At 61.1% G+C, this 25076-nt stretch carries 33 protein-coding genes and 1 pseudogene; 15 read left to right on the forward strand and 19 right to left on the reverse strand.

The window, feature by feature from the left end:
- Entirely contained in the window at positions 1 to 543 is a 543-nt protein-coding gene (locus BLW71_RS39035; RefSeq protein ID WP_091809950.1) for a hypothetical protein, read from the forward strand.
- 294 nt (positions 544 to 837) lie between these two features.
- Here BLW71_RS39035 and BLW71_RS39040 read toward each other — a convergent pair whose 3' ends face one another.
- A complete protein-coding gene (locus BLW71_RS39040; RefSeq protein ID WP_091809952.1) occupies positions 838 to 1317 on the reverse strand; it encodes a hypothetical protein in 480 nt (159 codons plus the stop codon).
- Between the two features lie 240 nt (positions 1318 to 1557).
- Between BLW71_RS39040 and BLW71_RS39045 the strand changes: the two genes are divergently transcribed.
- The 5 genes from BLW71_RS39045 (at position 1558) to BLW71_RS43080 (ending at position 3724) form a co-directional block, all read left to right on the forward strand.
- Positions 1558 to 1974, forward strand: coding sequence for an antirestriction protein (locus BLW71_RS39045; protein ID WP_091809954.1), 417 nt, complete (start codon positions 1558 to 1560; stop codon positions 1972 to 1974).
- 57 nt (positions 1975 to 2031) lie between these two features.
- Positions 2032 to 2340 carry a hypothetical protein gene (locus BLW71_RS39050; RefSeq protein ID WP_091809956.1) on the forward strand — a complete coding sequence of 103 codons (309 nt, stop codon included), beginning with the start codon at positions 2032 to 2034 and terminating at the stop codon, positions 2338 to 2340.
- Entirely contained in the window at positions 2337 to 2531 is a 195-nt protein-coding gene (locus BLW71_RS39055) for a hypothetical protein (protein WP_091809958.1), read from the forward strand. The genes BLW71_RS39050 and BLW71_RS39055 overlap by 4 nt, the downstream gene beginning before the upstream one ends.
- A gap of 46 nt (positions 2532 to 2577) precedes the next feature.
- Entirely contained in the window at positions 2578 to 2805 is a 228-nt protein-coding gene (locus tag BLW71_RS39060) for a DUF3717 domain-containing protein (RefSeq protein ID WP_091809960.1), read from the forward strand.
- A 352-nt stretch (positions 2806 to 3157) separates the two neighbouring features.
- Complete coding sequence (locus BLW71_RS43080) at positions 3158 to 3724, forward strand: hypothetical protein (protein ID WP_502686873.1); 567 nt, start codon at positions 3158 to 3160, stop codon at positions 3722 to 3724.
- 132 nt (positions 3725 to 3856) lie between these two features.
- Here BLW71_RS43080 and BLW71_RS41380 read toward each other — a convergent pair whose 3' ends face one another.
- A complete protein-coding gene (locus tag BLW71_RS41380; RefSeq protein ID WP_143048451.1) occupies positions 3857 to 4003 on the reverse strand; it encodes a site-specific integrase in 147 nt (48 codons plus the stop codon).
- A 50-nt stretch (positions 4004 to 4053) separates the two neighbouring features.
- Between BLW71_RS41380 and BLW71_RS39070 the strand changes: the two genes are divergently transcribed.
- Positions 4054 to 4464 carry a hypothetical protein gene (locus BLW71_RS39070; RefSeq protein WP_091809962.1) on the forward strand — a complete coding sequence of 137 codons (411 nt, stop codon included), beginning with the start codon at positions 4054 to 4056 and terminating at the stop codon, positions 4462 to 4464.
- 247 nt (positions 4465 to 4711) lie between these two features.
- On the opposite strand, the gene BLW71_RS39075 is transcribed toward BLW71_RS39070, so the two are convergent.
- The 5 genes from BLW71_RS39075 to BLW71_RS39095 all read right to left on the reverse strand — a co-directional run bounded on the left by BLW71_RS39075 (position 4712) and on the right by BLW71_RS39095 (position 9367).
- On the reverse strand, positions 4712 to 5476 hold the full coding sequence (locus BLW71_RS39075; protein WP_218157161.1) for an SDR family oxidoreductase: 765 nt from the start codon (positions 5474 to 5476) through the stop codon (positions 4712 to 4714).
- A gap of 104 nt (positions 5477 to 5580) precedes the next feature.
- Entirely contained in the window at positions 5581 to 6570 is a 990-nt protein-coding gene (locus BLW71_RS39080; RefSeq protein ID WP_091809964.1) for a 2-hydroxyacid dehydrogenase, read from the reverse strand.
- A gap of 112 nt (positions 6571 to 6682) precedes the next feature.
- A complete protein-coding gene (locus BLW71_RS39085; protein WP_091809967.1) occupies positions 6683 to 7408 on the reverse strand; it encodes a ribonuclease activity regulator RraA in 726 nt (241 codons plus the stop codon).
- A 60-nt stretch (positions 7409 to 7468) separates the two neighbouring features.
- Positions 7469 to 8824 carry an MFS transporter gene (locus tag BLW71_RS39090; protein WP_091809970.1) on the reverse strand — a complete coding sequence of 452 codons (1356 nt, stop codon included), beginning with the start codon at positions 8822 to 8824 and terminating at the stop codon, positions 7469 to 7471.
- 213 nt (positions 8825 to 9037) lie between these two features.
- Complete coding sequence (locus BLW71_RS39095) at positions 9038 to 9367, reverse strand: hypothetical protein (RefSeq protein WP_091809972.1); 330 nt, start codon at positions 9365 to 9367, stop codon at positions 9038 to 9040.
- A 175-nt stretch (positions 9368 to 9542) separates the two neighbouring features.
- Here BLW71_RS39095 and BLW71_RS42645 point away from each other — a divergent pair, with 175 nt between their 5' ends.
- Positions 9543 to 9899: a helix-turn-helix domain-containing protein gene (locus BLW71_RS42645; RefSeq protein WP_286162274.1), complete on the forward strand. Its 357-nt coding sequence runs from the start codon at positions 9543 to 9545 to the stop codon at positions 9897 to 9899.
- Between the two features lie 81 nt (positions 9900 to 9980).
- Positions 9981 to 10538, forward strand: a complete 558-nt coding sequence (locus BLW71_RS42650) for a citrate/2-methylcitrate synthase (RefSeq protein ID WP_286162275.1) — start codon at positions 9981 to 9983, stop codon at positions 10536 to 10538.
- On the opposite strand, the gene tnpC is transcribed toward BLW71_RS42650, so the two are convergent.
- The 3 genes from tnpC to tnpA are packed head-to-tail and all read right to left on the reverse strand — an operon-like array spanning position 10519 to position 12926.
- Positions 10519 to 12105, reverse strand: coding sequence for an IS66 family transposase (tnpC, locus tag BLW71_RS39105; RefSeq protein WP_091809974.1), 1587 nt, complete (start codon positions 12103 to 12105; stop codon positions 10519 to 10521). The two genes, BLW71_RS42650 and tnpC, sit on opposite strands and share 20 nt — an antisense overlap.
- A 30-nt stretch (positions 12106 to 12135) precedes the next feature.
- Positions 12136 to 12480, reverse strand: coding sequence for an IS66 family insertion sequence element accessory protein TnpB (gene tnpB / locus BLW71_RS39110; RefSeq protein WP_079503813.1), 345 nt, complete (start codon positions 12478 to 12480; stop codon positions 12136 to 12138).
- Complete coding sequence (gene tnpA, locus BLW71_RS43085) at positions 12477 to 12926, reverse strand: IS66-like element accessory protein TnpA (protein ID WP_411829499.1); 450 nt, start codon at positions 12924 to 12926, stop codon at positions 12477 to 12479. Before tnpA ends, tnpB begins: the two co-directional genes overlap by 4 nt.
- Here tnpA and BLW71_RS39120 point away from each other — a divergent pair.
- Positions 12921 to 13253 carry a citrate/2-methylcitrate synthase gene (locus BLW71_RS39120; protein WP_091809980.1) on the forward strand — a complete coding sequence of 111 codons (333 nt, stop codon included), beginning with the start codon at positions 12921 to 12923 and terminating at the stop codon, positions 13251 to 13253. The two genes, tnpA and BLW71_RS39120, sit on opposite strands and share 6 nt — an antisense overlap.
- A gap of 1 nt (position 13254) precedes the next feature.
- On the opposite strand, the gene BLW71_RS39125 is transcribed toward BLW71_RS39120, so the two are convergent.
- From BLW71_RS39125 to BLW71_RS39150, 6 genes and pseudogenes are all read right to left on the reverse strand, one after another.
- On the reverse strand, positions 13255 to 13572 hold the full coding sequence (locus tag BLW71_RS39125) for a hypothetical protein (protein WP_091809983.1): 318 nt from the start codon (positions 13570 to 13572) through the stop codon (positions 13255 to 13257).
- Between the two features lie 2 nt (positions 13573 to 13574).
- Positions 13575 to 14066, reverse strand: coding sequence for a GNAT family N-acetyltransferase (locus tag BLW71_RS39130; RefSeq protein ID WP_091809986.1), 492 nt, complete (start codon positions 14064 to 14066; stop codon positions 13575 to 13577).
- Positions 14063 to 14353, reverse strand: a complete 291-nt coding sequence (locus BLW71_RS39135) for a type II toxin-antitoxin system TacA family antitoxin (RefSeq protein WP_091809989.1) — start codon at positions 14351 to 14353, stop codon at positions 14063 to 14065. Before BLW71_RS39135 ends, BLW71_RS39130 begins: the two co-directional genes overlap by 4 nt.
- Positions 14274 to 15188 (reverse strand): DUF1016 N-terminal domain-containing protein, encoded by a 915-nt coding sequence (locus BLW71_RS39140; RefSeq protein WP_091809992.1) that lies wholly within the window; start codon positions 15186 to 15188, stop codon positions 14274 to 14276. The genes BLW71_RS39135 and BLW71_RS39140 overlap by 80 nt, the downstream gene beginning before the upstream one ends.
- A pseudogene (locus BLW71_RS39145) lies at positions 15185 to 15461 on the reverse strand (HU family DNA-binding protein). The gene BLW71_RS39140 and the pseudogene BLW71_RS39145 overlap by 4 nt, the downstream one beginning before the upstream one ends.
- Before the next feature lie 195 nt (positions 15462 to 15656).
- Entirely contained in the window at positions 15657 to 17063 is a 1407-nt protein-coding gene (locus BLW71_RS39150) for a replication initiation protein (protein WP_091809995.1), read from the reverse strand.
- A gap of 1064 nt (positions 17064 to 18127) precedes the next feature.
- On the opposite strand from BLW71_RS39150, the gene BLW71_RS39155 reads away from it, so the two are divergent.
- Positions 18128 to 19339 carry a ParA family protein gene (locus tag BLW71_RS39155; protein ID WP_177205237.1) on the forward strand — a complete coding sequence of 404 codons (1212 nt, stop codon included), beginning with the start codon at positions 18128 to 18130 and terminating at the stop codon, positions 19337 to 19339.
- A complete protein-coding gene (locus BLW71_RS39160; RefSeq protein WP_091809998.1) occupies positions 19336 to 20313 on the forward strand; it encodes a ParB/RepB/Spo0J family partition protein in 978 nt (325 codons plus the stop codon). Before BLW71_RS39155 ends, BLW71_RS39160 begins: the two co-directional genes overlap by 4 nt.
- A 1308-nt stretch (positions 20314 to 21621) precedes the next feature.
- Here the strand turns inward: BLW71_RS39160 and BLW71_RS39165 are convergent.
- Entirely contained in the window at positions 21622 to 22527 is a 906-nt protein-coding gene (locus BLW71_RS39165) for a site-specific integrase (RefSeq protein WP_091810001.1), read from the reverse strand.
- A gap of 287 nt (positions 22528 to 22814) precedes the next feature.
- Complete coding sequence (locus BLW71_RS39170; RefSeq protein ID WP_143048452.1) at positions 22815 to 23282, reverse strand: hypothetical protein; 468 nt, start codon at positions 23280 to 23282, stop codon at positions 22815 to 22817.
- A gap of 58 nt (positions 23283 to 23340) precedes the next feature.
- Here BLW71_RS39170 and BLW71_RS39175 point away from each other — a divergent pair, with 58 nt between their 5' ends.
- The 3 genes from BLW71_RS39175 to BLW71_RS42665 all read left to right on the forward strand — a co-directional run bounded on the left by BLW71_RS39175 (position 23341) and on the right by BLW71_RS42665 (position 24573).
- Positions 23341 to 23562 carry a CppA family protein gene (locus BLW71_RS39175; protein WP_091810007.1) on the forward strand — a complete coding sequence of 74 codons (222 nt, stop codon included), beginning with the start codon at positions 23341 to 23343 and terminating at the stop codon, positions 23560 to 23562.
- Positions 23563 to 23789: 227 nt separating this feature from the next.
- The gene (locus BLW71_RS39180) at positions 23790 to 24086 is read left to right on the forward strand and encodes a type II toxin-antitoxin system TacA family antitoxin (protein WP_091810009.1); all 297 of its coding nucleotides are present in this window, start codon (positions 23790 to 23792) and stop codon (positions 24084 to 24086) included.
- 244 nt (positions 24087 to 24330) lie between these two features.
- On the forward strand, positions 24331 to 24573 hold the full coding sequence (locus tag BLW71_RS42665) for a GNAT family N-acetyltransferase (RefSeq protein WP_286162276.1): 243 nt from the start codon (positions 24331 to 24333) through the stop codon (positions 24571 to 24573).
- Positions 24574 to 24791: 218 nt separating this feature from the next.
- Here BLW71_RS42665 and BLW71_RS39195 read toward each other — a convergent pair whose 3' ends face one another.
- Entirely contained in the window at positions 24792 to 24983 is a 192-nt protein-coding gene (locus BLW71_RS39195; RefSeq protein WP_091810013.1) for an antitoxin MazE-like protein, read from the reverse strand.
- Positions 24984 to 25076: the final 93 nt, after the last annotated feature.

Raw genomic sequence — 25076 nt, forward strand, 5'->3', positions numbered from 1 at the left:
ATGCCCAAGATTGACATTGATGCCATTACCCGGTCGCTCGCGCCCGACCATGACGCCCCTTCCGATCGCCGCGAATCGGCTTTGCTGGTCGATCTGATCGAGCACATCGACGCGGCCATTGCGAGAGGCGTCCCACGCGCCGTCGTCCTGTCACGCCTTCACGAAGGCGGATTCACCATGACGCCCCCGGCTTTCATCAAGGCCTTGCAGCGGATTCGAAAACGCCTGGGCAGGCCAGCCCCTCGCCGAAGTTCGCGCAACCCCGATCAGCAGATCTCGCAACCAGCCACACCGACACCTCACCCCCCGTACGCGTCGCCGGTCACTCACGCGCCTACGCCCAGCGCAGCGTCTGCCATGACGAATAGCGCCAGTCATGGCAAAACCGTCAGGACACGCGAAGAACTGCAACGCGAAAACCCGACCTTGTCGAGCGTTCAGATCAGCAAACTGGTTGCCCAACAGTACGACGATCCCGTCATCACATCAGAGGACCTCGAAGAGATGAAACGCAAATACAACCCACCTCAGGTGAAGCGCTAAACCGTATCGCCCCGCCGCGCTGCGTGGGGTCGGGCGCGCAGGCGCGCGCCAATCCGCCTGGCGGTCGTCAGGCGCAGCAAAGGGCTTTCAGAAAAAGGGGCGGCATTCAGGGTTTTACTGCCGTGCCGTTAATGAGGCTAGCTAGCTGGCTGGTCGTCCGATCCGTCGGCGTGTGTTTTGCGCAGCCAAGCCGTGACCGGCCTTCGGCTGCCTTTTTGCTCAAACTACACCCGGAACGCAAAAAACCGCCTAGGCCTGCACCCGGACGGCTTCATGCACGATGACTACGGTCGCTTATACGGCTTCGCCCAGCCCTTCGTCGTCGCCAGGTTCATGCCCGGCCTCATCTATCACCTCATCCGGATCAGCGCCCGCGTTGTGCACCTCGTCGCCCGCTTCACCGTCTGCGTCATCATCCGCCGACGCATACGACCGGAATTCCGGCACCGCGCGGTTTGCGAGCACTTCCGGTCGCCAACCGGGTCGGCCATCCGCACTTCGGCGGCAGCCGCCGCCGCGTCCTTCTTCATGCACCTCGGCGGCGGCCTGCGATGATACGTGCTCGCGCAGCTCGTCCGCGATGCGCGATTTCGACACGGGGTCGAAGTAGCTCGCGCGCGTGGGCGTCCAGTAATACGACAGGTTCACGTTCAGCACCTCTGCAAGGCTGTTGATGGCGTGTGCGCCGTCGTCTCCGGCGATACCATCGACGGTGGCCGCCACGCAGAACGCAAACAGGTTCGACTGAATATCGAAACCTGGACAGGCAGTCACGGCAGCAATGCATCCGCGCGCGCCGGAATCCTTGCGCCTGCAACGTTCTGTTCAGCGACAGTCTGCATCAGAGTTTCCTCCGGTTAGCGGCCCGAGCCAGATGCTCGACCTCGAGATACAACTGTAGGGCACTATACCCTATTATGCAGCGAATCTTCTTGACCGTTAGGGTTTATTGCCCTGTAATGATCTACAGATAACCCAGGCATCGCGCCTCGGGTGTCTAACCGGAGCTATCTGATGACCACTGAAACCCAAAATCGCATTACCTCTGCCGTTGTCCCCGATGAACTGCGCCTGAACGTACTGCCGCGCTACCTCGGTCGCCACTACCTGACTGGCGAGTCCTACGTCTATGACTGGGCGGCTCGCCTTGACCGCAGCTATCAGGGTGGCCTGTGGCACTTCTTCACGCTGTCCAACGGCGGCTTCTACATGGCCCCTGCTGACGCCTCGCGCGTGCATGTGCGCTGGCATCTGAACGGCTACAGCGACATGATGGGCGCGGACGCCTTCGGCATCGTCGTCACGCTGTTCGCCCTGTGCCACCTGGCGGAAAAGACGCTCGACGACACCATCATCGGGCGCTATCACCAGTTGCGTGAGTTCGCCACGCAACACGTGGAAGCGGCCAACCTGCTCCGCGCCATCGACTGACAGCCCGCACCCGGTCCGGGCTTCGGCTGCGGGCCGGGTCTCACCGGAGACCTGCACATGGATACCCTGAACATGCGTCCGACGTGGTGGGCTACGTTGCTGCCACTGCTCGCCGTCTGGCAGTACGGTGACCGCTCCATCGCGCGTGGCGAACTGTTCCGCATGGCGCTGTCGGCTGACGCTGCGGCGTACTCTGCCGAAGCACTCAGGCGCATTGCCGACATGCTCGACCGGGACGGACACGTCATCGACATGCACCGCGGGGAGCTTCGCGCCATCGCCCGTTCTGCGTTGTCCGATCTTGAGCGGCTGCCGCCGCGCGCGCCGGTTGCAATGGCCGTCGAAAGACGGGAGCACGCGGGATGAAGATCGTTTCGAAACGCGGCGCCGAACTGGCCAGCGGCGATATCGTCGCCACGTGGTACGGCAATCACGCCATCCTGGAAATCCTTCTGTATACCGGTCCGTTCGACTTCCTATGCGGTATCGCCCGCTTTGCGGTTGCGGAGATAACGATCGAACGCAACGGGCTGTATGAGGTGCTGCAACCCGACTGACATTCCAACGCCTGCGCGAGACCCGCGCGGGCCTGTGAGGCTCAACATGAAGACTGTCGTGACCATTGCCGAGATCGAGCAGGCAATCAATTACTGGTGTGCCCGGCAAACGCCGGGCGAGGAGGGCGCTTTATGCGCTAGGGCGCGACCACTCGCCGACGTCTACGGGCTGATGATTTTCGAGCGCGCGGCCAGCATCGCGGCGTCACGGCTCACGCCCGGGCAGATGGACGCTTTGGGCGCAGCACTCTATCAGCGGGAACTGCCGCTTTGACAGCCATCGCTGCGGTACGTGGCGGCCTGCGCGGGCCGCCTGTCGGCACATGCAGAGCCCGCACCCGAATATCGTACGGCGAGCCCCTGCGCCCCACCCTCCTGCAAGCCGGAACCCGCGATCATCACGGACGCTACGCGCGCGCAGCGCGCCCGGATCCAGGCGCCCGGGGACCCACGCAGGATGCGTGGGGAGCGCGCCGGCGCGGCGCAGTAGCGGCGGGACGATCCGGCCTGGGCGCACGCCGACCGCCGGCTGGGGTCGTCAAGCGCCCGCAGGGCGCGTTTATCCCCCGCGGCGCAAGCCGTGGGGGACGGAGTGCAGATGCAATCACCAACAGGAAATTCAATAGATGAACGAACGAATTACTATCCGGCCGGAATGTCTGCGTCCAGCCCACGACTTCTGGGTCCGGCCGGAGGCCGACGAGGTACGCGAGGTGTTGCGTCTGGGACACCTGAGCGGCGCGAAAGCTGCCCAGCTGCTTGGACTGGGCTCTGCCGGATCGCGAACAATCCGCCGATACACGGGAGGCGACGCGCCTATACCGTACGCGAGCTGGGCCATTCTCTGTGATGTTGCCGGGCTCGGCCGCATCTGGCGTGAACCGGCTGACACGAATCCGGGCCCTGCGGCCGACTCTGGGGGCGCTGCGGTGTCGAAGCGGCTGGGTTCGCGCATGCAGGGGTTCGACCAGGCAGAAGAAGTGATTCGCGCGACCTGGGCTGGTGAACGCGACGCGATCGCCGCGAACATTGCGGAATGTCGCGATGCACTGGTGCGCATGCGCCAGATCGCGCATGCGTTCGGCGTATCTGGAGCCAGCGGGGATGAGCTCGGGCAACTGCGCATCGCTGATCGGATCGCAGACGCCCACGACAGGTTGAAGGTGATTCTGGGCTGGGCCGAACTGGACTAGCGCCGCGGCGATCCGGTATTTTTGTGACTCGTCCCGTTTAGCCGCTGCTCTGACCTCATTGTCAGAGTAACCGGCCGGCTCGCGGCGCATACGCCGCTTTTCCGCCTGCGCATAGATCGTCGTTGTCTGCAACTACGCGCGGCCCAGCACCTTCTGCGTCACGTCCGGCGGCACGCCCGCGGCCATTGCCTGCGTCCCGAACGTATGGCGCAGCGCTTGCGGCGTCGTGGCGGCAAGCTGCTGCCTTTCGTCCCCGGTAAGCTCGGGAGTGGACTGCAACTGCCCGAACGCCAGCTGGTCAAAACCCGGATCCCGTTGCTCGAGTAGCCATGCACGGCGACAGATGCCTCAATGACGACACCTGGCTGAAGGCGAATACCGAAGTCTTTGGAGAATTCAAATGGCAGGGCCACCGGCTGATCGTCGCGCATCGGCCGGACTTCGCCGCAGAAATGGGTGCCCGGCGCGATCAGCATATTGCCGAACTTGAGCAGGACGCAGCGCGCTGGGCCGACAAGCTCGATGGACAGGATGGCGGGCCCAAGCACAAGAGCCGCAAGCTCTCTGACAGCGGTGCCAAGGCGCGTCTTTATAAGGCAGTCTGCGATGCGGAGCTCGCATTGAACATTGGTGAAAAATCGTCTGCCCCAAAAATTTGGGGGAAACCCAGGTGTCGCGCCCAAGTGCTGTCAAATTGTGGGATGACGAACCGCCGAACATACATTAATAAGTATACCTAACCCAGCCTGCGAACCGCTCCGACATTGGAGCGCGCGCCATGCTTTCCCACGTGCTATCGAGTCTTAAACGTGATGTTTCTGCCGCGCGCGGTCAGCCACTGTTCTTCAGGAGCCGCATTTCCAAGAGAAAATGCGGCTCCCCTCTCACCAAACTACGATCGCGTTTGCGTCTAAAGCTATATCAGCTTGAGATTGCGTTTGACACTGAACGCGAGCGCTGTGCCGACCGCCGCGCTTCTCGCAGGGCTTAGCCGCGTCCGACAAAAGGCATGTTGCTGGCCATCACCGTCATATTCAGCACGTTGGCGCTCAAGGGCAGGCTCGCGATGTAACGGACCGCGTCGGCAACATGTTTCACATCGACCATCGGTTCCGGTGCGATCGTTCCATTGGCCTGCCGTACGCCGCGCGTCATGCGCTCGGACAGTTCGGTCAGCGCATTGCCAATGTCGATCTGGCTGCAGACGATGTTGAACTCCCGGCCGTCGAGCGCGATACTCTTCGTGAGACCAAGCACTGCGTGCTTGCTGGCCGTATAGGGAGAAGTAAAGGGACGGGGCGTATGCGCCGAAATCGAACCGTTATTGATGATCCGCCCGCCCTGGGGCGATTGCCTTCTCATCAGTCCAAATGCAGCGCGTGCGCAGAGGAAGACCCCCGTCACGTTGGTATTGATGAGGTTTGTCCAGGTTTCGACCGGCAACTCGTCCATCGGCACAGCGGGCGCATTGACCCCTGCATTGTTGAACAGAACGTCGAGTCTGCCGTAGGTGCGCTCGATCGTGTCGAAAAGCGCATCGACGCTCGACGAATCGCGAACGTCGGTCACGACAGCCTGCGCTTCCTGGCCCGCTGCTTCTGCTGTCTCGACAAGAGCGGCAAGCGGCTCGATACGGCGGCCTGCCAGTACGACGCAAAACCCGTCCGCAAGCAGTGCGTTCGCGGTGGCCCGGCCAATGCCGCTGCCTGCGCCGGTGACAAGCGCGATTTTCCTGGTGGTTGACACTGTCATTGCTTTATCTCTATAAATTGGGTTTGTCGATCACGCGCTGCTAATGGTTTTGGTATCAATGTTGCGCCCACAAGTTGTGATCGTGGACGCAAGCCTGCGCTCATTCAGTCATGAATCACAGCGGCAGAGCAACCAGCGCTTACGCCGGGCCTGCATGCCCTATTGCCGCGCGGCCCCTCAATGCCGAAATGTCTTGCGAGCGTGTCGACGACGTTTTCCGCCATGCCACGGCGAGTTTCTTCGGTTCCCGAACCGATATGGGGCGTCAAGACCAGCCGGGAATCCTTTCTCAGCTCTCCGGGAACAATCGGCTCATGCTCGAACACGTCGAGGGCAGCGCCTGCAATCCTGTTTGCCGCGAGAGCAGCAATCAGCGCGGCCTCGTCCACCACGGGACCGCGCGATACGTTCACCAGGAAGCCGCCTGGCCCAAGCGCGTTAATGACGCGGGCGTTCACCAGATGATGCGTCGCCGCCGAAAGCGGGCACGTCAGGATCAGCATCTCGCAATCCGTCGCCAACTGTTCCAGATTGTCGTAATACGGGAATGCGACGGGTTTGCGCGTCGGACCAAAATAGGCAACCTGTGAACCAAAGGCTTGCAGACGATTGGCAAGCACTGAGCCGATCGTGCCCAAACCGACAATCCCGATCTTCATTCGCGAGATTGAACGGCCAAGGGGATACTGACCCTGCTCGGGCCAGACTCCAGAACGGACATAGGCATCCGCACTGACAAGGCGGCGGGTCACAGCAAGCGCAAGTCCGATCGCCGCGTTCACAACATCTTCTGCCAGAATATGCGAGGTGTTCTCAATCGTGATCCCCCGCGCCTTTACAGCTTCCATATCGACGTTATCGAGGCCAGCGCTGTAGCTCGAAATGATCTCGAGTGCGGGAACAGCATCGAGGAATGTTGCGTCGATCTTCGTTTTGCGTAGCGCAATGCCACGGATAACACTGCCATGCGCTTTTAGAAACGCCGTAGCAGCCTCCGGGCTTTTCGGCAGGTCAAGGACAGTGAACAATTCGTTGAGTTCAGCATCCGTCCAGTCTGGAAGATCTGCCGCTTTCAGGATAAATGGCTTTACCATTTCGGGATTAACATATCGGGTCGTCTATGGATTGTGCCCAGGGATGCGCATTGCAAATCGGGCGGCTCTGTCCAGATCAGTTTCGTTGCATCGGTTGAAGCCAGGAACGGGCTCAGCGTCCAGTCGTCTTCCGCCACGCGTCGTATCGGGCCTGATTTTCTTCCTGGGTGCAGGGGTAAAGGCCGATAATCGCGGCCCCCTCCTTCACCTGCTCCAGAACGAAGTCTTCGAATCGTTCCATTTCGATGCACTCCTCCGCGATCGCGTCGGCAAGATGGGCGGGGATCACCATCACCCCGTCGCGATCGCCCACCATGACATCGCCCGGAAAGACGGCGGCATCACCGCATGCAATCGGCACGTTGATGTCGAGCGCCTCGTGCAGGGTCAAGTTAGTCGGCGCGGAGGGCCCCGCGCAATAGGCGGGCATATCCAGCGCACCGATGCCGGCGATGTCGCGAAAGCCGCCATCCGACACCACACCTGCCGCGCCCCGCAGCGCCAGCCGCGTGATCAGGATAGACCCGGCTGTGGCCGCGCGCGCGTCCTTGCGCGCATCCATGACCAGCACCTGTCCGGCGGGACAGGTCTCGATCGCCACTCGCTGCGGATGATTCGGGTTGCGAAACACCGTGATCGGGTTGCGATCTTCGCGTGCAGGAATGTAGCGCAAGGTGAAAGCCTGGCCAACCATATTCTCCGTCTTGTGGCTGACAGGCGCGACGCCTTGGATAAACTGGTTTCGCAGCCCACGCTTGTAAAGCGCGGTCGCGATCGACGCCGTCGAAGCCTTCTTCAGCCTGGCTCGGGTGTCGTCGGACAGGGTGTAGTCAGTCATGGAAATTCTTACAATATGTCGGGTTCGTTGGAACCATACGTTTCATTCAGGCGCCGGGGATCAGTTCATTTTGACGCGCTCGATCTTGCCCATGAACAGCAGATAGACAAGTGCGGCGACGAGGCAGTGCGCGGCGACAAAGTAAAGGCCAACCGTATAGCCGCCCGTTGCGTGAACGATGTAGCCGAAGACGATCGGCGTCACAATGCCGCCGATATTGCCGATGCAGTTGAAGATCGCGCCCGCAAGTCCGACGGCTTCGCGCGGTGCGGTATCGCTGATGACGGCCCACGTTCCCGCACCCGCAGCGGCCCCTTTTCCGAAAAATGCCAACGCCATCAAAAACACGATCGCTGTATTGCTTTCGATAAAGGCTGACAGAACGAGACTGCAGCCGATAGCCATGCCCACGATATAGGGTGTCTTGCGGGCCCACGACACACTCCAGCCGCGACGGATCAGCATGTCCGAAATCGTACCGCCGGTGATCCCACCAAGGAAGCCCGAGACGGCAGGGATCATGGTGGCAAAGCCCGCCTCCATGATATTCATGCCGCGCGCCTGAACGAGGTAAATCGGAAACCAGGTAATGAAGAAGTAGCTCAATGCGATGGCGCAATATTGTCCGATGTAGGCGCACCACAACATCCGGTTTCCAAGGAGCGTACGCAGCACTTTCCCCGATACCAGCGGGCGGGCCTGCCGCTCCTGCCTGGTATCGATGTCAATCATCGCGCCACCGGCGATGATGTGATCGAGTTCGCTCGCCGATATGCGGGGATGCTTGCGCGGTTCATACAGGGTGACAGACAAAACGGCAGCCGACGCTATACCGATCAGACCGAGCGCGAAGAATGGAGCAGGCCAGCCGAACTTCGCGACGAGCCAACCCGCGAGAGGAGAGAAAATCGCCACGGCAAAATAGGAAGCCGACGCAAAGAGGGACGTGGCGAGGCCGCGCTCTCCTTTTGGAAACCACATGACGGCGATGCGAGCGTTAGCAGGGAAGCTCGGCGCCTCGATCAGGCCGAGCGCAAAACGCAATGCGAAAAGCAGACTAAGCGCGACGGACACTTCCGTCGTGACCTTGCCAATGAAACCAACGAGAATAGTGGCAACAGACCACAGGATCACCGTGCCGCCATATATCGTCTTGGTGCCGAAACGATCGAGCAAAAGTCCGCCAGGAATCTGGCCGACTACATAGGCCCAACTAAATGCGGAGAGGACATAGCCTAGCTGAACATGGCTCAGGCCGAATTCCTTAACGAGACTGGGGCCCGCGATCGACAGGATCGCGCGATCGGCGTAAGCCACCGTCGCCACCAACAGGATCAATGCCAAAGCCGTATAGCGCGTACGGGTCATTCGCCCCGCCGCAGTCAACGTATATGTTGTCGCCTCATCCTGAAACATAATGTTCTCCTCCTTTAGTTGTATTCGTAGTGAGCGTGCAAGCTGGGGCCTCACTGCTGTCGCAGCGATTTTCGGAACCTGCTCACGTGTGTGTTCCACGGCTGGCAAAATCCTCACGACATGCACACGCCGACCGGGACACTGCCGCCCCACGCGCTTGCGAAAGGATTTCCAGGTGAACCCGCGCAGACGGCCAACCTTTTCGGTCCGCGGTTAATCGGGCAGTGGTGAAAACGGGATGATGGGCGGGGCAGGATCAGCGGCAGAACAGACAGCCTGAAGCGCGATAATGGAGCGCAGGGCGATATGCCGGTCGCCCTGGCAATCGCTCGATGCAATCGGGTCGCCCGACCGTGCGCGGCACTCCCGCTGGATCACGTAAGGTGTACTTTGCCGGGATATGCTGAACGCAACGACGAACGCGTTCTGTCGAGGCGCAACATCCCGGCAAGGATTGCCAGGCAGGGGCAGCCCGATCACATCGGTCTCGACACGGTGCGTTGTGGACGTCGCATGGGGTACGCCTCGCTGCATCATCTCCATCGTCTCCTCATTCGTTCTGAACGGCGCACTCACGTTCGCCAGGCGTCTCTGTCGCCGGGGTACGGTCTGATTGGCTTGTGCGCGCCTTGCTGCTCACGCGGGAGCCTGTTACAACATGATCTCTGGGCTTGGTTTGTGTCAGGCATTAGACCCATGCCATCAAAGGTCGTCAACCTTGATTGAGTCAATCAACGTGAAGGAATGGATAATGCAGGAGGAAGCGTGCGAGATCCTGGGCGTGCGCAAGCAGACGCTTTACGCCTATGTCAGCCGTGGCCAGATCGAAGTTCGCTGGGACCCGACTCATGCAGGTCGAAAGCTGTATTGGGGAGCCGATATTTCTGCGCTTCTCGACAGGCGGAATGTGGGGCGCACACGCAAGACCATTGCGGCGAGCACAATGGCCTGGGGCGAGCCCATCGTCAGCACGCGTATTTCCACTATCGTCAGGGGCCTGTTGTACTACCGCGGAAAGGACGCAGTTCGACTTTCTGCTCACGCACAGCTGGAAGAAGTCGCGCAACTGTTGTGAGACTCGGCGACGCTGCCCGGCTTTCCAGTCTTCGAGACCGCGCTGAGTGTCGGTCCTGCCCAGGCACGCGCCTATGCGGCCATGGGCCGCGCCGCAGCCGAAGAAAAGCCGGCCCACGCACGCACGTTTGCCGACATGTGCGATGAGGCGGCGGTGCTGATCGGTCGGCTCGCAAGCAGCTTTATCGATCTGCATGCAGGAGAGGAACCCATCCACTTGCGCATTGCACGCGCCTGGGGCGTGGAGGCGCGTGCAGATCTGCTGCGCCGGACGCTGGTGCTGCTTGCTGATCAGGAATTGAACAGTTCGGCGTTTGCCGCGCGAGTAACGGCGTCGACGGGGGCGTCACTGGGCGCGTGCGCGCTAACAGGCCTTGCGGCGCTGTCCGGCCCATTACACGGCGACGCGAACGTGCGTGTGCAGGCCCTTCTCGACGAAGCGAAACAATGCGGTACAGAGATTGCCGTACGACACTGGATGGCGAGCGGTGCCTCGCTGCCCGGCTTCGGACATCAGCTTTACCCCCAAGGTGACCGTAAGCGTCGCGTGAGGGCCGTTGAGAATTCTCTGGACAAGCGTCGAGAACGCGGCGGGCGCATCGTGCCGCTGCCAGAATGGATCAAAGCGAGGCAGGTGTAGATGGGCGGAGATGCTTTGCGACGTTCCAGGGCAATAGTTCGTCGATGCGATTGGCCTGGTGATCCGCAATGTGCGTGAGCACGAATTCCAGGTAGGCGCGTGGATTGATGTTGTTCAATTTGCACGAGCCGATCAGGCTATACATTGCGGCGGCTCGCTCACCACCGCTGTCGGAGCCCGCGAACATAAAATTGCGCCGACCAAGGGCCACACAGCGCAAGGCATTTTCGGCGAGCACGTTGCTGATCTCGACGCGGCCGTCGTCACAGAACAGCGTGAGTCCATCCCAGCGGTTCAGAGAGTAGTTAATCGCTTCGACCAACGGTGCCTTCGGCCAAAGCGTCGCGAGTTTCTCCCTCATCGACATCTCGAGGACCCCGAGCAACGGGTTGCTCTTTTCTTGCCTGACGCGTCGCCGCTCATCGGGTGGTTTGCCGCGGATAGCAGCCTCGATTTCGTATAGATCGCCGATCATGTCGAGCCATTGCTTCGTGGTTTCCGACGGGGCGGTCTCATGGACGTTGAAGACGTATCGGCGCGCGTGATCCCAGCAAGATGCCAGGCGAACCTTGCCCCTTTCGATCAGCTCGTTGAAGCCGGCATAGCCGTCCGCCTGAAGGACGCCTTCGAATCCGGCAAGATGGGTCTGGGGGTGGACGCCTTTGCGGTCCGGCGAGTACGCGAACCAGACAGCAGCGGGTTCGCTCGAGCCAGAGCGTCGATCATCGCGCACGTAGACCCACAACCGACCGGTTTTGGTTTTCTTGTTGCCGGGCGCGAGCACGGGGATCGGCGTGTCATCCGCGTGGAGCTTCGCAGCCGACATCGTGTAGCGACGCAGCGCTTCAGTCAGCAACCGGCAGAGTTCTTCGCATTGCCCGACCCAGCGCGCCATGGTGGCCCGATCGAGACGGACGCCGTCGCGCGCCGCGATCTCGGATTGCCGATACAGCGGCGTATGGTTCGCATATTTCGAAACGATGATCTCGGCCAGCAAGCTCGGATGCGCGATGCTGCGCTCGATTGGCAGCCCCGGCATGGGACGTTGCCCTATATGGCCGCAACTGGAGCAGATCCGTTTGCGGCGGATCGTGCGGATGACCTTGAACATTGCTGTGACGCGCGCGAGTTGCTCGGATACATCCTCGCCGAGCAAGTCCATGGCGTTGTCGCATTTCGGGCAGATGGAGTCGGGCTCGAGCACGCGGTCTTCGCGTGGCAGATGGGGCGGCAGGGCTTGCTTTGCGGATGCCGCAGACGCGCCTGAACTTGATGCACGAGCGCGCGCACGGCGAACATCGGCAACGCCGCTGCCCGCTGCCAGATCCTCAAGTTGGGTTTCGAGCCGATCGATCTGCCGGTCTACCTGCTCGGATTTACGACCGAAGTGCATGCGCCTGAGCTTGTCGATCTGTGCCTTCAGGCGCTCAAGTTCCTGGTCCCGCTCAACAATCTCCCGGTCGCGTTCGGCGATCTCCTGGCGCATCTTTGCCATCGATGCCTGCTGCTCGAGCACCAAGGCGTGGAGCTCGGCAACGGTTTGCGGAAGCGGCGCATGGTCAGGCATGCGCTGCAGTTTACGAGCCTTCGATGCGGTTTACAACATCGACAATGCGGCCGTACGACGGGGTTGTCTCCAATCGATGCCTTCCAGCAACATCGACAGCTGCGCAGACGTCAGATAGATCTTGCCTCCATCAGCCTGTGGCCAGATAAACCGTCCGCGCGAAAGCCGCTTCGCAAGAAGCCATAGGCCGTCATCGGTTGCCCACAGAATTTTTACGAGATCGCCGCGACGCCCTCGAAAAATGAACACATCGCCGCCGAGCGGATTCTCTTGGAGTGCCGTTTGCACCTTCGCGGCAAGGGCAGGAAAGCCGCTACGCATGTCGGTTACGCCCGCCGCGATCCACACGCGCGTACCCGTTGGCAGGCCGATCACGATCGCACACTCTTGAGCACCGTACGCAGCGTTTCGGCGTCAACCACACCATCGACCTTGATCACCGCCCGGCCAATTCGAACTTCAATCGTGCCGATGGTCCGGGTTGGCTTCACCGTCTCCGGTTCGACCGAAGATGTAGGCGTGATGGCGACCGGCGCGTCGCTCACGACCGTCACCGGAACAAGTTCGGTCGTCCCGGCAGCTTGCTCCGCACGGTAACGCCGCCGCCACTTGAACAACATGTTCGCGTTGATGCCATGTTCCCGGGCGAGTTTCGAAACAGAGACGCCTGGTTCACATGCAGCCGCGGCCAGGCGACGTCGAAGCTCTGGGCTATGGTTCGGTCTGCCTTTACGTGTTCCCGAGGTTGGCTTCTCTTCTGATCCCAAAATGGTTCCCGCTACTCGAAATGGTGGGAACCACTTTGGCGTCTCCGATTGCACAGATCAAGACGGCCGCGCCGCGACGCTTACGGTGATCCGCGAGCGGCGGCCCTTCTGGTCGCCTGTCAGCCGCCCGGGCACGTATGCGCCCTGATCGCCTGTGTCGATCGGCTGACAGGTCTGAAGCCCAACATCGATGTGGCACTTGCTTCGCTCGTGGAATATGGCCGTCTACCTGACGGCGCGGCCTTTTCGCTATTTGCGATTGCTCGAAGTGTGGGCTGGATGGCGCATTCTATCGAGCAGATTCTGAGCGGCGGTACGCTGCGCCCCAGAGCCCATTACGTCGGCCCCGCGATTAGCGAAGTCAAAGATGCTGAACACTGATCTACTGATCTTTACGTGGCGGGCTTCGACCAGTATGTGGGGTATTCGTCCTTTTCATGCTGCCGTGCTTTCTGATTGACGCCGTCAACCGGTCAGCGAGCACGGTCGAGCCGTTGAGAATGGCCGGTTGCACCAGCTCGTCGCGCATCGCGCGTAGGTAGTCGACCATCGCCGCCTGTGGCGCGGTGTCCGCGTCGTAATACAGCCGCGCGATCGTCGCCGGTTCAATACGCAGCACAAACACACGCGGCGCCGCAAAGTCGGTGCGCCTCCAGGTACGCTGTGGTGGCTGCTTGAGCAGCTGGAAAATGCGCGCCATCGTTAGAGCGCCGCCTGCAGATCGGTCAGCGTGACCATCAGCATCATCGGATCGATTGGCGAAGGCTCAAATCCGATCCGCTCGTAAAAGGTCTGGGCGTCCGTTGACAGCGCATGCACGATCAGACCACGTATGCCGATGGTATCGGCCGCCTGCAGGACGCGCTGACCGGCATCGCGTATCAGGGCCCGGCCGATCCCCCTGCCCTGCTGCGACCGGTCCACCGCGAGGCGGCCCAGCACCACAACGGGGATGGGGTCGGGCATGTTGCGGCGAAAGCGGCCCGGCGCCGCATCCACGGCCACGGCACCCGACGCGAGCGCGTAGTACGCCAGCACCCGCTGCCCGTCACAGGCAACGAAGGTGCGAGACGCCCCACCCGACTGATTTTTCAGGGCGCGGCGCCTGAGCCACTGGTCGAGACTGTCGACCCCCGAGGCGAACGCCTCGAGGTTGTGCTGAGCGTTGAGCGGCTCGGGGGCGCGCACCGTCACGCGGCGTCCCAGGGTGCCGGTGTCTGCATCGTTTTGCGCAACCGCTCATTGGGACGGGGCGGCAGATCGAGCCGCGCCAGAAACGCCGCATAGGCCTCGGGGCTGGCCGTCATCACCACCTGGTCAAGCAGGGCCTCTTCGGCCGCCGCGCGCGCGGCCTCGAGAATGAAATCAGTGCGGTTCTTGCCGCGCGTCCGGGCGGCCCGGTCAATCAGGCCGCGCTCCTCGGGGCGGATCCGGATGTTCAGCGTTTCGCGTTTTGGCGCCGCGGGGTGGGCAGTGGTCATGGCAGGCCTCCGTCGAAAGTCCTAGCATAGCAAAACGCAATGACGTTGTCATTACATCGCCATGTGAACCCGGATGCAAACAGTCAGTCAGATGAAAGATCAGGCCGTCTTCGAGGTCGGATTCCGAGTACTCGTCCTTCAGGTCCAGAAACTCCAGCACGAACGGATCCCGAATGGCCTGTTCAGGCGTAGGAGCGTCGTCAGCATCGGGCTGCCCTGCCTTTCGCAGCATCGCCGCCTTGTTGTGCGAGAGGGCGACGCGCTCGTAGAACTGACTGCCGATCTCCCTGTCAAGCTGCCGCACTGACCAGCCGCAGCGCAGCGCTCCGGCTTCGTAGAAGCTGCGGGCCGCGGGATTCCTGAGCGACAGCAGGCGCACATAGGCCGACCAAGGCAACCGAAACGCCTGTGCGACGGCCGCCAGGTCAGGAAAATTCCGCGCCGGTGATCCGGAAAGGTGTCGTCCGGCAGAAATTGCAGACAGTGTCGGGACAATTTTTGGGGACGGGGATTTTGCAGACAGCGTCTGCAAAATCTGCTCCGCCGGCCTACTCAGATAAAACGCGCGCATCTGCGAAAGGTTGCGCCAGCCGAAGCCTCGCCCGAACCGCTGGGACAGATCGGCGCCGAGTCGCTTGATCAGTGCTTCGCCGTAAGCGGCCCGGCCCTCACCACCCTGCTCGAATTCCACGATGCGGCGGCCAATTTCCCAATAGGTTGCCGTCATCAACGCGTTGATATTGCGGGCCGTCGCTTCGCGCGTGGACTCCACCACGTCAGCAATTTCGCGTTGTAGGCCCGCATAAACGGCTGCCGCGATGTCGGACTTCGTCATGACGCGTTCACCGCCTCCCTGAACACCTTGCCGGCCGTGAACTTGGCCGTCTTCGCAGCTGGAATCTGTATTGCTTTGCCGGTTGCCGGGCTACGGCCCACGCATGGGGCGCTCACCACTCGAGAATGAACCGAATCCGATAAGTTGCACGGTTTCGCGCCCTGCCACCGCCGTGGTCACCGCGTCGATAAGCGCGTCGATCGCCTCGCCGGTAGCCATCGCGCTTTCACACTTCGCGGCGGCGACCGTATCAACCAGTTCCTGCTTATTCATCGTCTATCCCTGTCGAGCGTTCATGAGACCGTTCGTGCGAACCGCGGCCGCCGGTAACGCCACCCTACCGCTCGTCGGCGCATCCGTGCAAACCTGACCGCATCCTTTGACTCCAGATATTCCTAGGGCCGCCGATGATTCAAAAAGGTAGCGACAGCGACCTGCTTGGAAACGCGCAAGTGCTCATGCGGACACTCACGCCGATGCGCGAGACGAATTCATGCGCCCGAATACGAATTGCCCCAGGTACCAAACCAGTTCCGTATTCGCGACGATGTCCTCCTCCGCTACAGTTGCGGCCTCGAGCTTCATACGACGCAGCATCAGCTTGCCCTCCCTCGACGCAACCCATGCGCGGACCAGTTCTTTGCGGGTTTTAGCGTCCGCCGCGTTGAAGTGTTCGCGGCCCTTACGCGACTCCTCGTTCATGCGTGCACGGACTTCTTCTTCGCGCGAAGCGATGCTGCGTGCGACCGAAGTCTGGATCTCGGTTTTTACGACATCCGCTTCAGTCTCTTCGGTAAGTAGCTTCGCCTGAACCTCGACCATCTTCCGCTCGGCTTCAGACATCTTCCAGTTATCGCGTAGGGCTCGCATCAGGTAGCCGGCGGGACTCCTTTTTATCTGTCCACGATTGAGCTTGAATCGCGTGTATTCGACAGCCTGCTGGATGTGCGCATCGGTCCAGACTTCGCGGTTCTCGGAAATCTCGCTGAACTGCGTGGTAGACAGGTTGAATTCTTCTTTGAGAATTTTGTACAGGTGGCTGGCGTCAGCCAAGCTGGCCAGCGCAGCGTCGGCGGTATCCTTGCGCTTGAGCAGGAACCTTATGCGGTCGATTTTCTTCGACGTGCTGGACTCGGTCCTGGTCTCATAGGACAGCTCGATGTCCGACACCTCATTGATTTCACGCACAGCCGGTTCTAGCCAGTCACGCTTGAAGTATTTGAAGATGGCGGCGTTCGCTCCCATTCTGCCGGGCCAGTTTCGCATGTCTTCCAGCGGTATCCATTCGGTTCTGCCATTTGGGACACTGGGAAGGACCTGGTCATAGATCGCGCGCGCTAGGCTGCGTGTAAAAGCCGTCGATATACGCAGGCTCAACCAGTGGGATTTTTTTGGGTCCCGGATTTGCGGGACTAGGCGAGGGTGCACGTCGAATCGAATGCGCCCCCTGTGGAAGCCGACCATGCCCATCAACTGGACTGATACCCACAGATCGTTTTCGTTGGGATCCCGATCGATTGGTGTATCGGTAACCTGAATTTTCGCGTCCTGAGCTTCTTCCGCGATAGTGCGCAAGTGCTTTAGATTGCGGCTGTCATAGCGCATCAACCACTTGAAGTAGTTCAGTTCAACGTCGTACTGGTCCCGTGCTTCCTGCTCCTGGGCGACAATGAAATACGCGGCGTCAAGAAAGCGCCGCGCCGGCAACCCCATGTTGACGACTTGAGTGAAGAAGTTGTTGCGCTGGTATCCGATTTCACGATTGGCTTCGCTGATGGGCAAACCCAAGTCGAACATGTCCTCGAACAGCGCGAGCGCCATCTGTCGCGGTGTCACTTTCGACTTGCCTTCTTCCGGATTGTCCTCCGCCGCCATATTCTCATCCGTTCTTCATTTTCGCTTTCGGGAATGTAGCATTCGTGGGTGAGCTGTCAACACATACAACCTCACCATCAGCCGGTCGCACTGGCTGTCTGCGGCCTACGCTCTTCCGCCATGCACAATGAACCTCACCGCAGCACAATCAACCTCACCACGATGAACCCGTATCTCCCATCAAGCCCTTATCCCGTGTGATTGGAATTAGCTCCTGCGCCGCTATGCACAGCCAACCTCACCGTGGTACGCGCCAGCGAATCCCGCACATCTGACCTCACCTTCGTGTGGAACCGGCCTCACCTTGCCCACACAACAAAACTCACCTTGGTGCACATCTGACCTCACCATTGACACAACGGACCTCACCTTTTGAAGGTTAAGACTTTGAAATTAAACAAAGTCACGTGCCTCTGTTGGTTTGTTGGATTGTTTGATTTTTTAAAAAAACAAACAAACCGGTTACCAGGAAGCAACTTGGCGAGCGTCCCTGATGGTGAGGTTAATTGTGCGGAGCAGCAGTTTCGGTCCAGCTCCTGTTCCGTTTCAACAGAAACACGTTTTCGATTCGTAAAGCACCCGATTGAAGGTGAGGTTCATTGTGCAGGCGTGTGCGCAGACACCTGTATAAAAACCGCCGCGCGTGCGAGGCGCTGAAAATCAGAGAGGAAGGTGAGGTCCATTGTGCTGCGAACACATCGGCGCGCTTCGAGTTGTCTCTCGCAGCACAATTGACCTCACCATGTGCCGTATTTTTGTGCAAAGGTCGATGTGCGCGGCGATACTGCTTTCAGAATTAGCACAAGCGACCTCACCTTGAACGACCATCTGGCGACCGGCGCGCGAACTACAGTGCCTATCGGCGACAATTCTGCCGAATGGCAGCGGTCTGGAAGAGCAGGAAGTGTCTCTTCTATGCTTGTCGGCCGCACTCCAGTCGACCAAAAACGCGCAATGACGCATGGTTTTTCAGAAAGTCTTCATAAAAAACAGCCGTTTATAGAGCTATTTTCATGTGTTTCATGTATTCTGAGGTTCATCGAAATTTACGGATAAACCTCAGAATGGTGAAAACGAGCCAACTTCCTGCCGTAGACCGAACGGTTCCTCTTGAGCAGATTAGCCAGTTCGCTGAAAAGGTGTCAATTTTCACGGATGAGCTGCGTAACACCATTCTTGCACCCCGACCGCGAAAAGCTGCTCCTGTTTTCAAAACAGGGGAAATTGCTGAGATGTGCAACATCTCTCATTCCCAGGTCCAATACCTCGCAACCAAGAGCGACGGAGATTTGCCGCCAGGCACCGCTGCCGGTACCGGGCGGACCCGCACATTCACTCTGGAGGAAGCGCGCCTTTGGGTCCAGAAAGTCTCCGACATCTATCAGACTCCACTCGTTACGGGAACACGTGAACCGGAAGGGAAAATCGTCATAACGGCCCAATTGAAGGGCGGCTCGGCAAAGACAACCACAACTATGTGTCTCGCACAAGGACTGACGTTGCGCGGGCGCAAGGTGCTTGTCATCGACCTTGACCCTCAGGCCTCGCTTTCCGAACTATGCGGCTTGTACGCGGAAAAGGATGTGACGCCGGATGACACCGTGTTGCCGTATATCTACGACCAGGACGTCGAGGGTGGCCTGGAAACAAGGGTCCAGTCGACTTACTGGGATGGGCTTGACGTGATTCCGGCTCACACCGAATTGATTGGTGCGGAGTTCCATTTGCCGGCGATGCAGAAGATGAGGCCCGGCTTCCGGTTCTGGACGGTGCTTCGGCAAGGTCTCGAGCCACTGCGCAAGCGCTACGACTACATCCTCATGGACACGTCGCCTTCGCTGTCGTACCTCAACCTGAATGCACTGCTGGCGGCGGATGCCATGGTCATGCCGATGGTTCCCGAAAATCTGGACTTCATCAGCTCGCTGTCGTTCTGGCGACTGTTTTCAGATGTATCCAAGAGCTTTATCAAGTACGAGCAGGACAAGAAATACGACTTTATTTCGCTGATGCTTTCGAGGGTCGATTACGGGCGCACGTCGTCCGCACCTATCGTGCGTGCATGGGCACAGAGCGCATACGAGAGCTGGCTGCATTCGATTGAAGTGCCGGCCAGTTCGGTGATGAGCACAGGAGCGTTGGCATTTTCAACGGTATTCGACGTAAGCAGTACCCATAGCGCAGCTAAGTCGTTGCAGCGTGTACGACAGCCCCTTGTCGATTACTGCCGGTGGGTGGACGAAATCTATGCAGAAAAATGGAGGAACGCGCAATGAGCAACATGCGAGAGCAGCTGCTGGCCAAGACGTCCGGGATCCGGACGACCTCATCTATCAAGGAAGATGAGGTCAAGCGTAGCAACCGAACGCAGACGGCGCCTGGCCTCGCGGGTGCGCTTGCGGTAGCGCAACTACGTGTCCAAGAGCTGGAGTCCACTGGCGCCGCGTCGCAATTGTCTGTGTCCGACATCGTACCGAACCCCTGGCAGCCGCGGAGAGTATTCAACGAGGCGAAGCTGTCGGAGCTGGCCGAGTCCATTCGTGAAGTCGGGCTTATGCAGCCCATCGTGGTCCGCCGCGCCGACGATATCTATCAGATTGTGGCGGGCGAACGTCGGTGGCGCGCACATAAGATGGTGGGACTCGAAGCCATCAAGGCTGTCGTTGTGGAGTGCTCCGACGAAGACATGGCTGTGCTAGCCCTCGTGGAAAATGTTAGTCGTGACGACTTGTCCGACTATGAAGTTGCCATGTCCATGAGGCAGACGGAGAAGGAGTTCCCTGACCGTAAGCGGATGGCCGAGGCACTGGGTATGTCCCGCAGCGGGCTCTACCAGTTCCTCTCGTTTGAAAATTTACCGGACTTCATCAGGAAGGACCTCGACATTCAGCCGCGGTTGCTTGGCGGGACTGCTGCCCAAGCGATTGTTGCGGCCATCAAGAAACACGGCGAAGACGGTGTGAACGCAGCAATGGAACTCTGGCCGCTCGTGGTAAAGGGCGACATGGACCAGGGGAAGGTGGCAGCGGCGATTAAGGCGTTGGCAACTCGTCGAACGACGACGACGAATTCTGCAAGCGAGCGGAGCATCGACAAGTTTTTCTCTGGCAAGGAACACGCGGGCTCCATTACCAAGGACATCAGCGGTATCACGGTGAAAATTAAGGCCGGCGTGCTCACGGACGCGCAGGAGACGCAGATTCGGGAGCTTATCAGCCGGATGTTCCACGATCAGCCGAAAACAAACTGAGGAACGCTTTACCCTTAACCAAGCCCGCCTTGCGCGGGTTTTTTTTCGTCCAGCCGCTCTGAAAGTGTCTAGAGTCGAGGCACATCGCCGGCTGCGAGGCTGTCCGGCCCAGAGCATGCGTGTCTAGACTCTAGACACGAGATTAGGTAGCGGTGAGCGGACACCATGGGGCCACGCGAGGACCAATGAAGGGCTGCGGACCCTTCGGCGTGTCTAGAGCCTAGACACGCACGAGGACAGCTGTCGGTTCCGAGCAGCGCGGTTTGCATCTCAGCAATTCGCGGTTCCCGTAAGCGGCGATGGTTGCGGACGAGGCTTGAGCGGGTCTAGACTCTCGACGCGCCCCTTCAATGGCAACAGCTACACAGGAGCTAGGCTGCTATTGAGAAGCTGGGCACGAGAGTCAGCAAATCAGCGCGGGCGCAGTAGCCTGATCAAGTTGAATGCGAAAAGCGTACGGCCCTAGGAGCCTTCATGGTAGACCCAAACTTGCGACAAGCATTCATCCGCGGCGGGCAAGTAAGCGTACCTGTTCACCATACCTTCGTCCTGAAAGTTGCTGATTGTTGAGCAAAACCCGCTCTCGCAACCGGCTTCGGATTCGAGAAGATGCCTGACGAGCATCCACCGCGACATTCACTTGCGGTGCTCTGGTGCCCTTTGAAGGACAAAGCCCCGCCCCCGCGGCAGCCCTAAGATCGCGACGAATCAGACTACAGTGGTCAGCAATGTTCGACTCTGAGCGCGGCCATCTCCTTGATGTTGTTTCAGGTCGTGGTATTTCCTCTTGCAACTGTGTCCATACGTTTGTGGATCAAGCAGGCGTGATTACCATGACCGTATAGCGACGTGTCCATATTTCTGCGTGCTCAAGTAGCGCCGCACTAGAACCTCCCTCCTCCAGTTGGCCGGCGATGCTACCTGACAGCGATTCAGACCGGTCCACACACCGATCCCCTCTCTCTCGTAGCACCGACGATTTCAGTCATCAGGCTCGGGCCGGACAGGCGGCTGTCCAATAGGCCGGTCGTCAGCGGCGCAAGGCCTCCGCGGTTTGTAACGCACTGGCCAGTTGCGCAGGCGACAATTTCTCTAACGTTTGCGGTGAGCGCCGGATCGTGATCGGCGAGGGACGCCGCGTCAATGACAGTTCATGACGGGCTTGAAGCTACGCCGCGCGTTGCGGCGTAGCACGGGCAAGCGGCCTTCGTGAAGGTCCTGCGTATCGAAAATGCTCGCTGCGGCGATCATAGCGACGAGGAGATCTTAATTGTGCGGCGCCACCCGGGAGTCGTGGGACGCCGACTGTTATCGTGTCACGCGCGAACGGGCCCGCTGCGTCTCCAGCGCGCGCTTCAGCGGTTCGTCGTCGACGTACTGGCGGAAGGTCCGTAGATCGCTATGGTCCGTGTTTTCGAGCGCCGCAGAGGCGTCCAGGCCGTCGCGGACCGCCTGAGCGAGCCCTTTGGCGTACGTGTGACGCAGCCAGTGCGTGGACGCGCGTTCAAACCGGTCGGCATCGACGAGCCGGCCGTGGGCGCGGGCGTAGGCAAACGCCTCACTGCACAGTCCGGTGACCAGTTTCCAAATCGCCGTGCGGCTGCGGATGCCCTTGCGTTCACCCCAGCGGGAGCGTCGCACCGACAACAGCAGCGGCAGGTCTTCGTCCGGCAGCGGCACCGGTGGTAGGCCAAACGCTATTCGGTAGGCCTGCAGCGACAACCAAGCTCGTCGCACGGCACCCAGCGGGGCGTCCGGAAACTCACGGCGGAGAGCATGCGGCACCGGTTCGATGCACACATGGCCCATCCGGCACTGCATCACCTCGGTGGTGGGCAGGCCGGTCCGTTCAAACAGGTCCACCGCGAACAGGTCGCGCGCATTCGCCAGGCACGCCTTGCGGCCGGACTCCGCGCCCGGGCGGGCGGCAATCGCCTCACGCAGGAGCGCCGTGTCGTCAGGTGACCGGAAACGCCCCGGCTTTTCCGGCCCGCGTCGGCCCACCGTCGGCAGCCCGGTGGCCGGATTCAGCTGCAGGTAGCCGACGTCGCGCAGCCAGTCGAATAGCGACGTGACGATTTTCTGGGTCTGGCCCCCCGAGCGCTCGGTCAGTGGCCGGAGGAACGGTCGCCAATCCGCCGCACCGCAACCCGCGCACGCGGATCGACCACGGCGCTGGCGCCTGCAGGAAGTCGATGTATGCGGAAAACTCATCCAGCCCCCACGCCGAAATCGGTGCATTCACCTTCCGTGAATACCAGAACAGGCGCTCGGCCCAGATGCGGTACTGTGCGAGCGTGGTTGCGGCTAGGCGCTCGCGGCCGTGAGGGCTGGGTCCGGTTCAAAACGGTCAATCGTGCTCATCGAGGTGCTCCGGGACGAACCGGGTTGACGTAAGCAACGCAACTAACGGCCTGCGCTTCGCCCCCACGCGCAAGCCCGCTTACGCGTGGCCGTAAGGCCTTGCAACGCAGTGGGGGCCCGTCAAGATTGGGAGCAGTTTAACGGCGAGCTCGCTCACGGCGCAGCCTCCCCACGGCCCATGTTGATGCGAAGCTCGTGCGCCGACGGCGCCGCGCACAGGAACGAAAAAAGCCAGCTGCCGCGCGCGGGTGCGGGACGAACTGCAGCGCCGGTTCGTGCTCGCTGAAAGTGACGTCGATGAGCCCTCTATCCGCATGGCGGACAACCGAGTGCGCGCAGAGGAGCAACTGCGGCCCGAAGGTGACCAAAGCGAGCCAGCCCTGCACGGCCTGCGTTTCCGAATGCGTGGCCACCCACGCGTCGACCGCATCGTGGCAGTTGGGTCTGGGCACAACTGCTGGCCGCACGCGCGGAATTTCCCTGCCCATTTGGGCAGCGGGCAGGGCCCCGACGAGCGCCCGCGCAAGCTCGATCCGAGTCTGGACGACCTCATCGAACTCGCGCGCGTCCTTCTCGAAGCGAACGCGCAGGGCGGGCTCGGTCACGGCAAGTTCGTCGAGGATATGACGCAGGGAGATTCCGTTTGTTCCGGCATTCTCACTATTGCTTCGGTGGACGGCCGCGCAGGCCTGCATCGGGCCAGGCCTGCCGGGCAAGCCGTACGTCTCGCAGCTGTGCCGGCAGCTCGGGCTGCGGCCGCCGTGGCCGGTGCGGGCGGCGGTCACCGGTGCCGCCGCGCATATCGAGATCGGCGACCGTCATCTGGCGGCGATCCGGCAGATCCTCGCGCGGCCGCAGGTGGAGACGCGCCGGGCCGCGGGATGACAGGAGCGGGGCAGGGGCGCCGGCACGGCGCAGCGGCCGGATCGGGGGCGGCGGTGCCGTTCTGTCGCCGCCGGTCTTCACTGATAATTGTTATTAGCAGTGAAGGGTTTAATGGGTTAAATGGCGGGGAGCCGCGAAAAAGGGCGTGTTCCAGAGCCGGCGTAATGACAATTTCATTGCGTTTCTGCCAGACTGGGCCTTCCCACGGTTTCCGAGCGAGGTTTCCCATGTCCGCCACCCATGCGCTGCCCCCGAAGCGCGAGACGCTAAACATCCGCATCCGGCCCGAAGAGCGGGGGCTGATCGACCGGGCGGCGAGCCGCGGCAAGAACCGCACTGACTTCATTCTCAAGGCGGCCCGCGCGGCGGCCGAGGAAGCGCTGCTCGAGCAGGTCGTGATGACGGCCAGCCCCGCAGCGTATGCGGCGTTTCTCGCACGGCTCGATCTGCCGCCGCAACCCAGTGAGCTGTGCCGCGCGATGCAGACCGTCGCGCCATGGGATACCCCGGGCGACGCCGCATGACGCTGGGCGCGCCTGAACCGCTGGGCAGCCAGCATGAGCTGGACCGTTTCGCCTCGGGCGTGGCCAGTCTCGACCGGTGGCTGACGCGCCGGGCCCTGAAAAATCAGGCCAGCGGCGCATCGCGCACTTTGTCGTCTGCGAGGGCGCGCGCGTGCTGGCCTACTATGCGCTCGCGTCCGGTGCCGGTGGCCGTGGCTGAGGCGCCGGGCCGGTTCCGGCGCAACCTGCCCGAACCGGTTCCGTCGTGGTGCTCGCCCGTCTGGCCGTCGACCGTTCCCTGCAGGGCAGGGGTGTCGGCCGGGCGCTGATGCGCGATGCGGGACTGCGCGTGCTGCAGGCGGCCGACACCATCGGCATTCGCGGGCTGATCGCGCATGCGCTCTCCGACGACGCCCAGGGCTTTTACGTGCAGCTCGGCTTCGAGCCGTCCGCGCTCGATCCCCTGACGCTGATGATCACGCTGGTCGACCTGAAGGCCGCCCTCTGACCGTGGCCAACCAGCCGCAAACGCTGCCGCTGCCGCCACCGCGCACCGACCTCACCGCGCTGCGCGCGTTCGTGCAGCGGCTGCCTGCAGCGACCCCCGCGCGGCTCTACGACGATCCGGAGCTGGCGCCGCATGCGGCCCACACGCGGCAAGTGCCGACGCGATGGACCGCTATCTGGGGTGCCGTCACGTCCCGCTTCATTCCCACTCGTCCTTGGTCAGCCGCCCGATAAAGTCCATACGTCCTTTTCCGCTGCGCTCCCGGCGATCACGCGGGACTGGCGCGCGTATTCCTCGGCGAAACCAGGCGCGCGCGTGTCCGGCACCCCAATCGTGACTGGCCGCAGCCCGGCGCGTCGCACGGCCTGGCGTCGCTGGGCGCGGGTGCTCTTTTCCCGGTGAGATGTCAAGGCTGTTTTCCTGACGGGACGCTCACCGCTTACAGGGCGCGGCGCCTTCCTTTATAGGTGAGCCTTTCCGGGATCCGATGACGCAGTCGGGCG

This window comes from Burkholderia sp. WP9 (genome assembly GCF_900104795.1).
Taxonomy (GTDB): Bacteria; Pseudomonadota; Gammaproteobacteria; order Burkholderiales; family Burkholderiaceae; genus Paraburkholderia.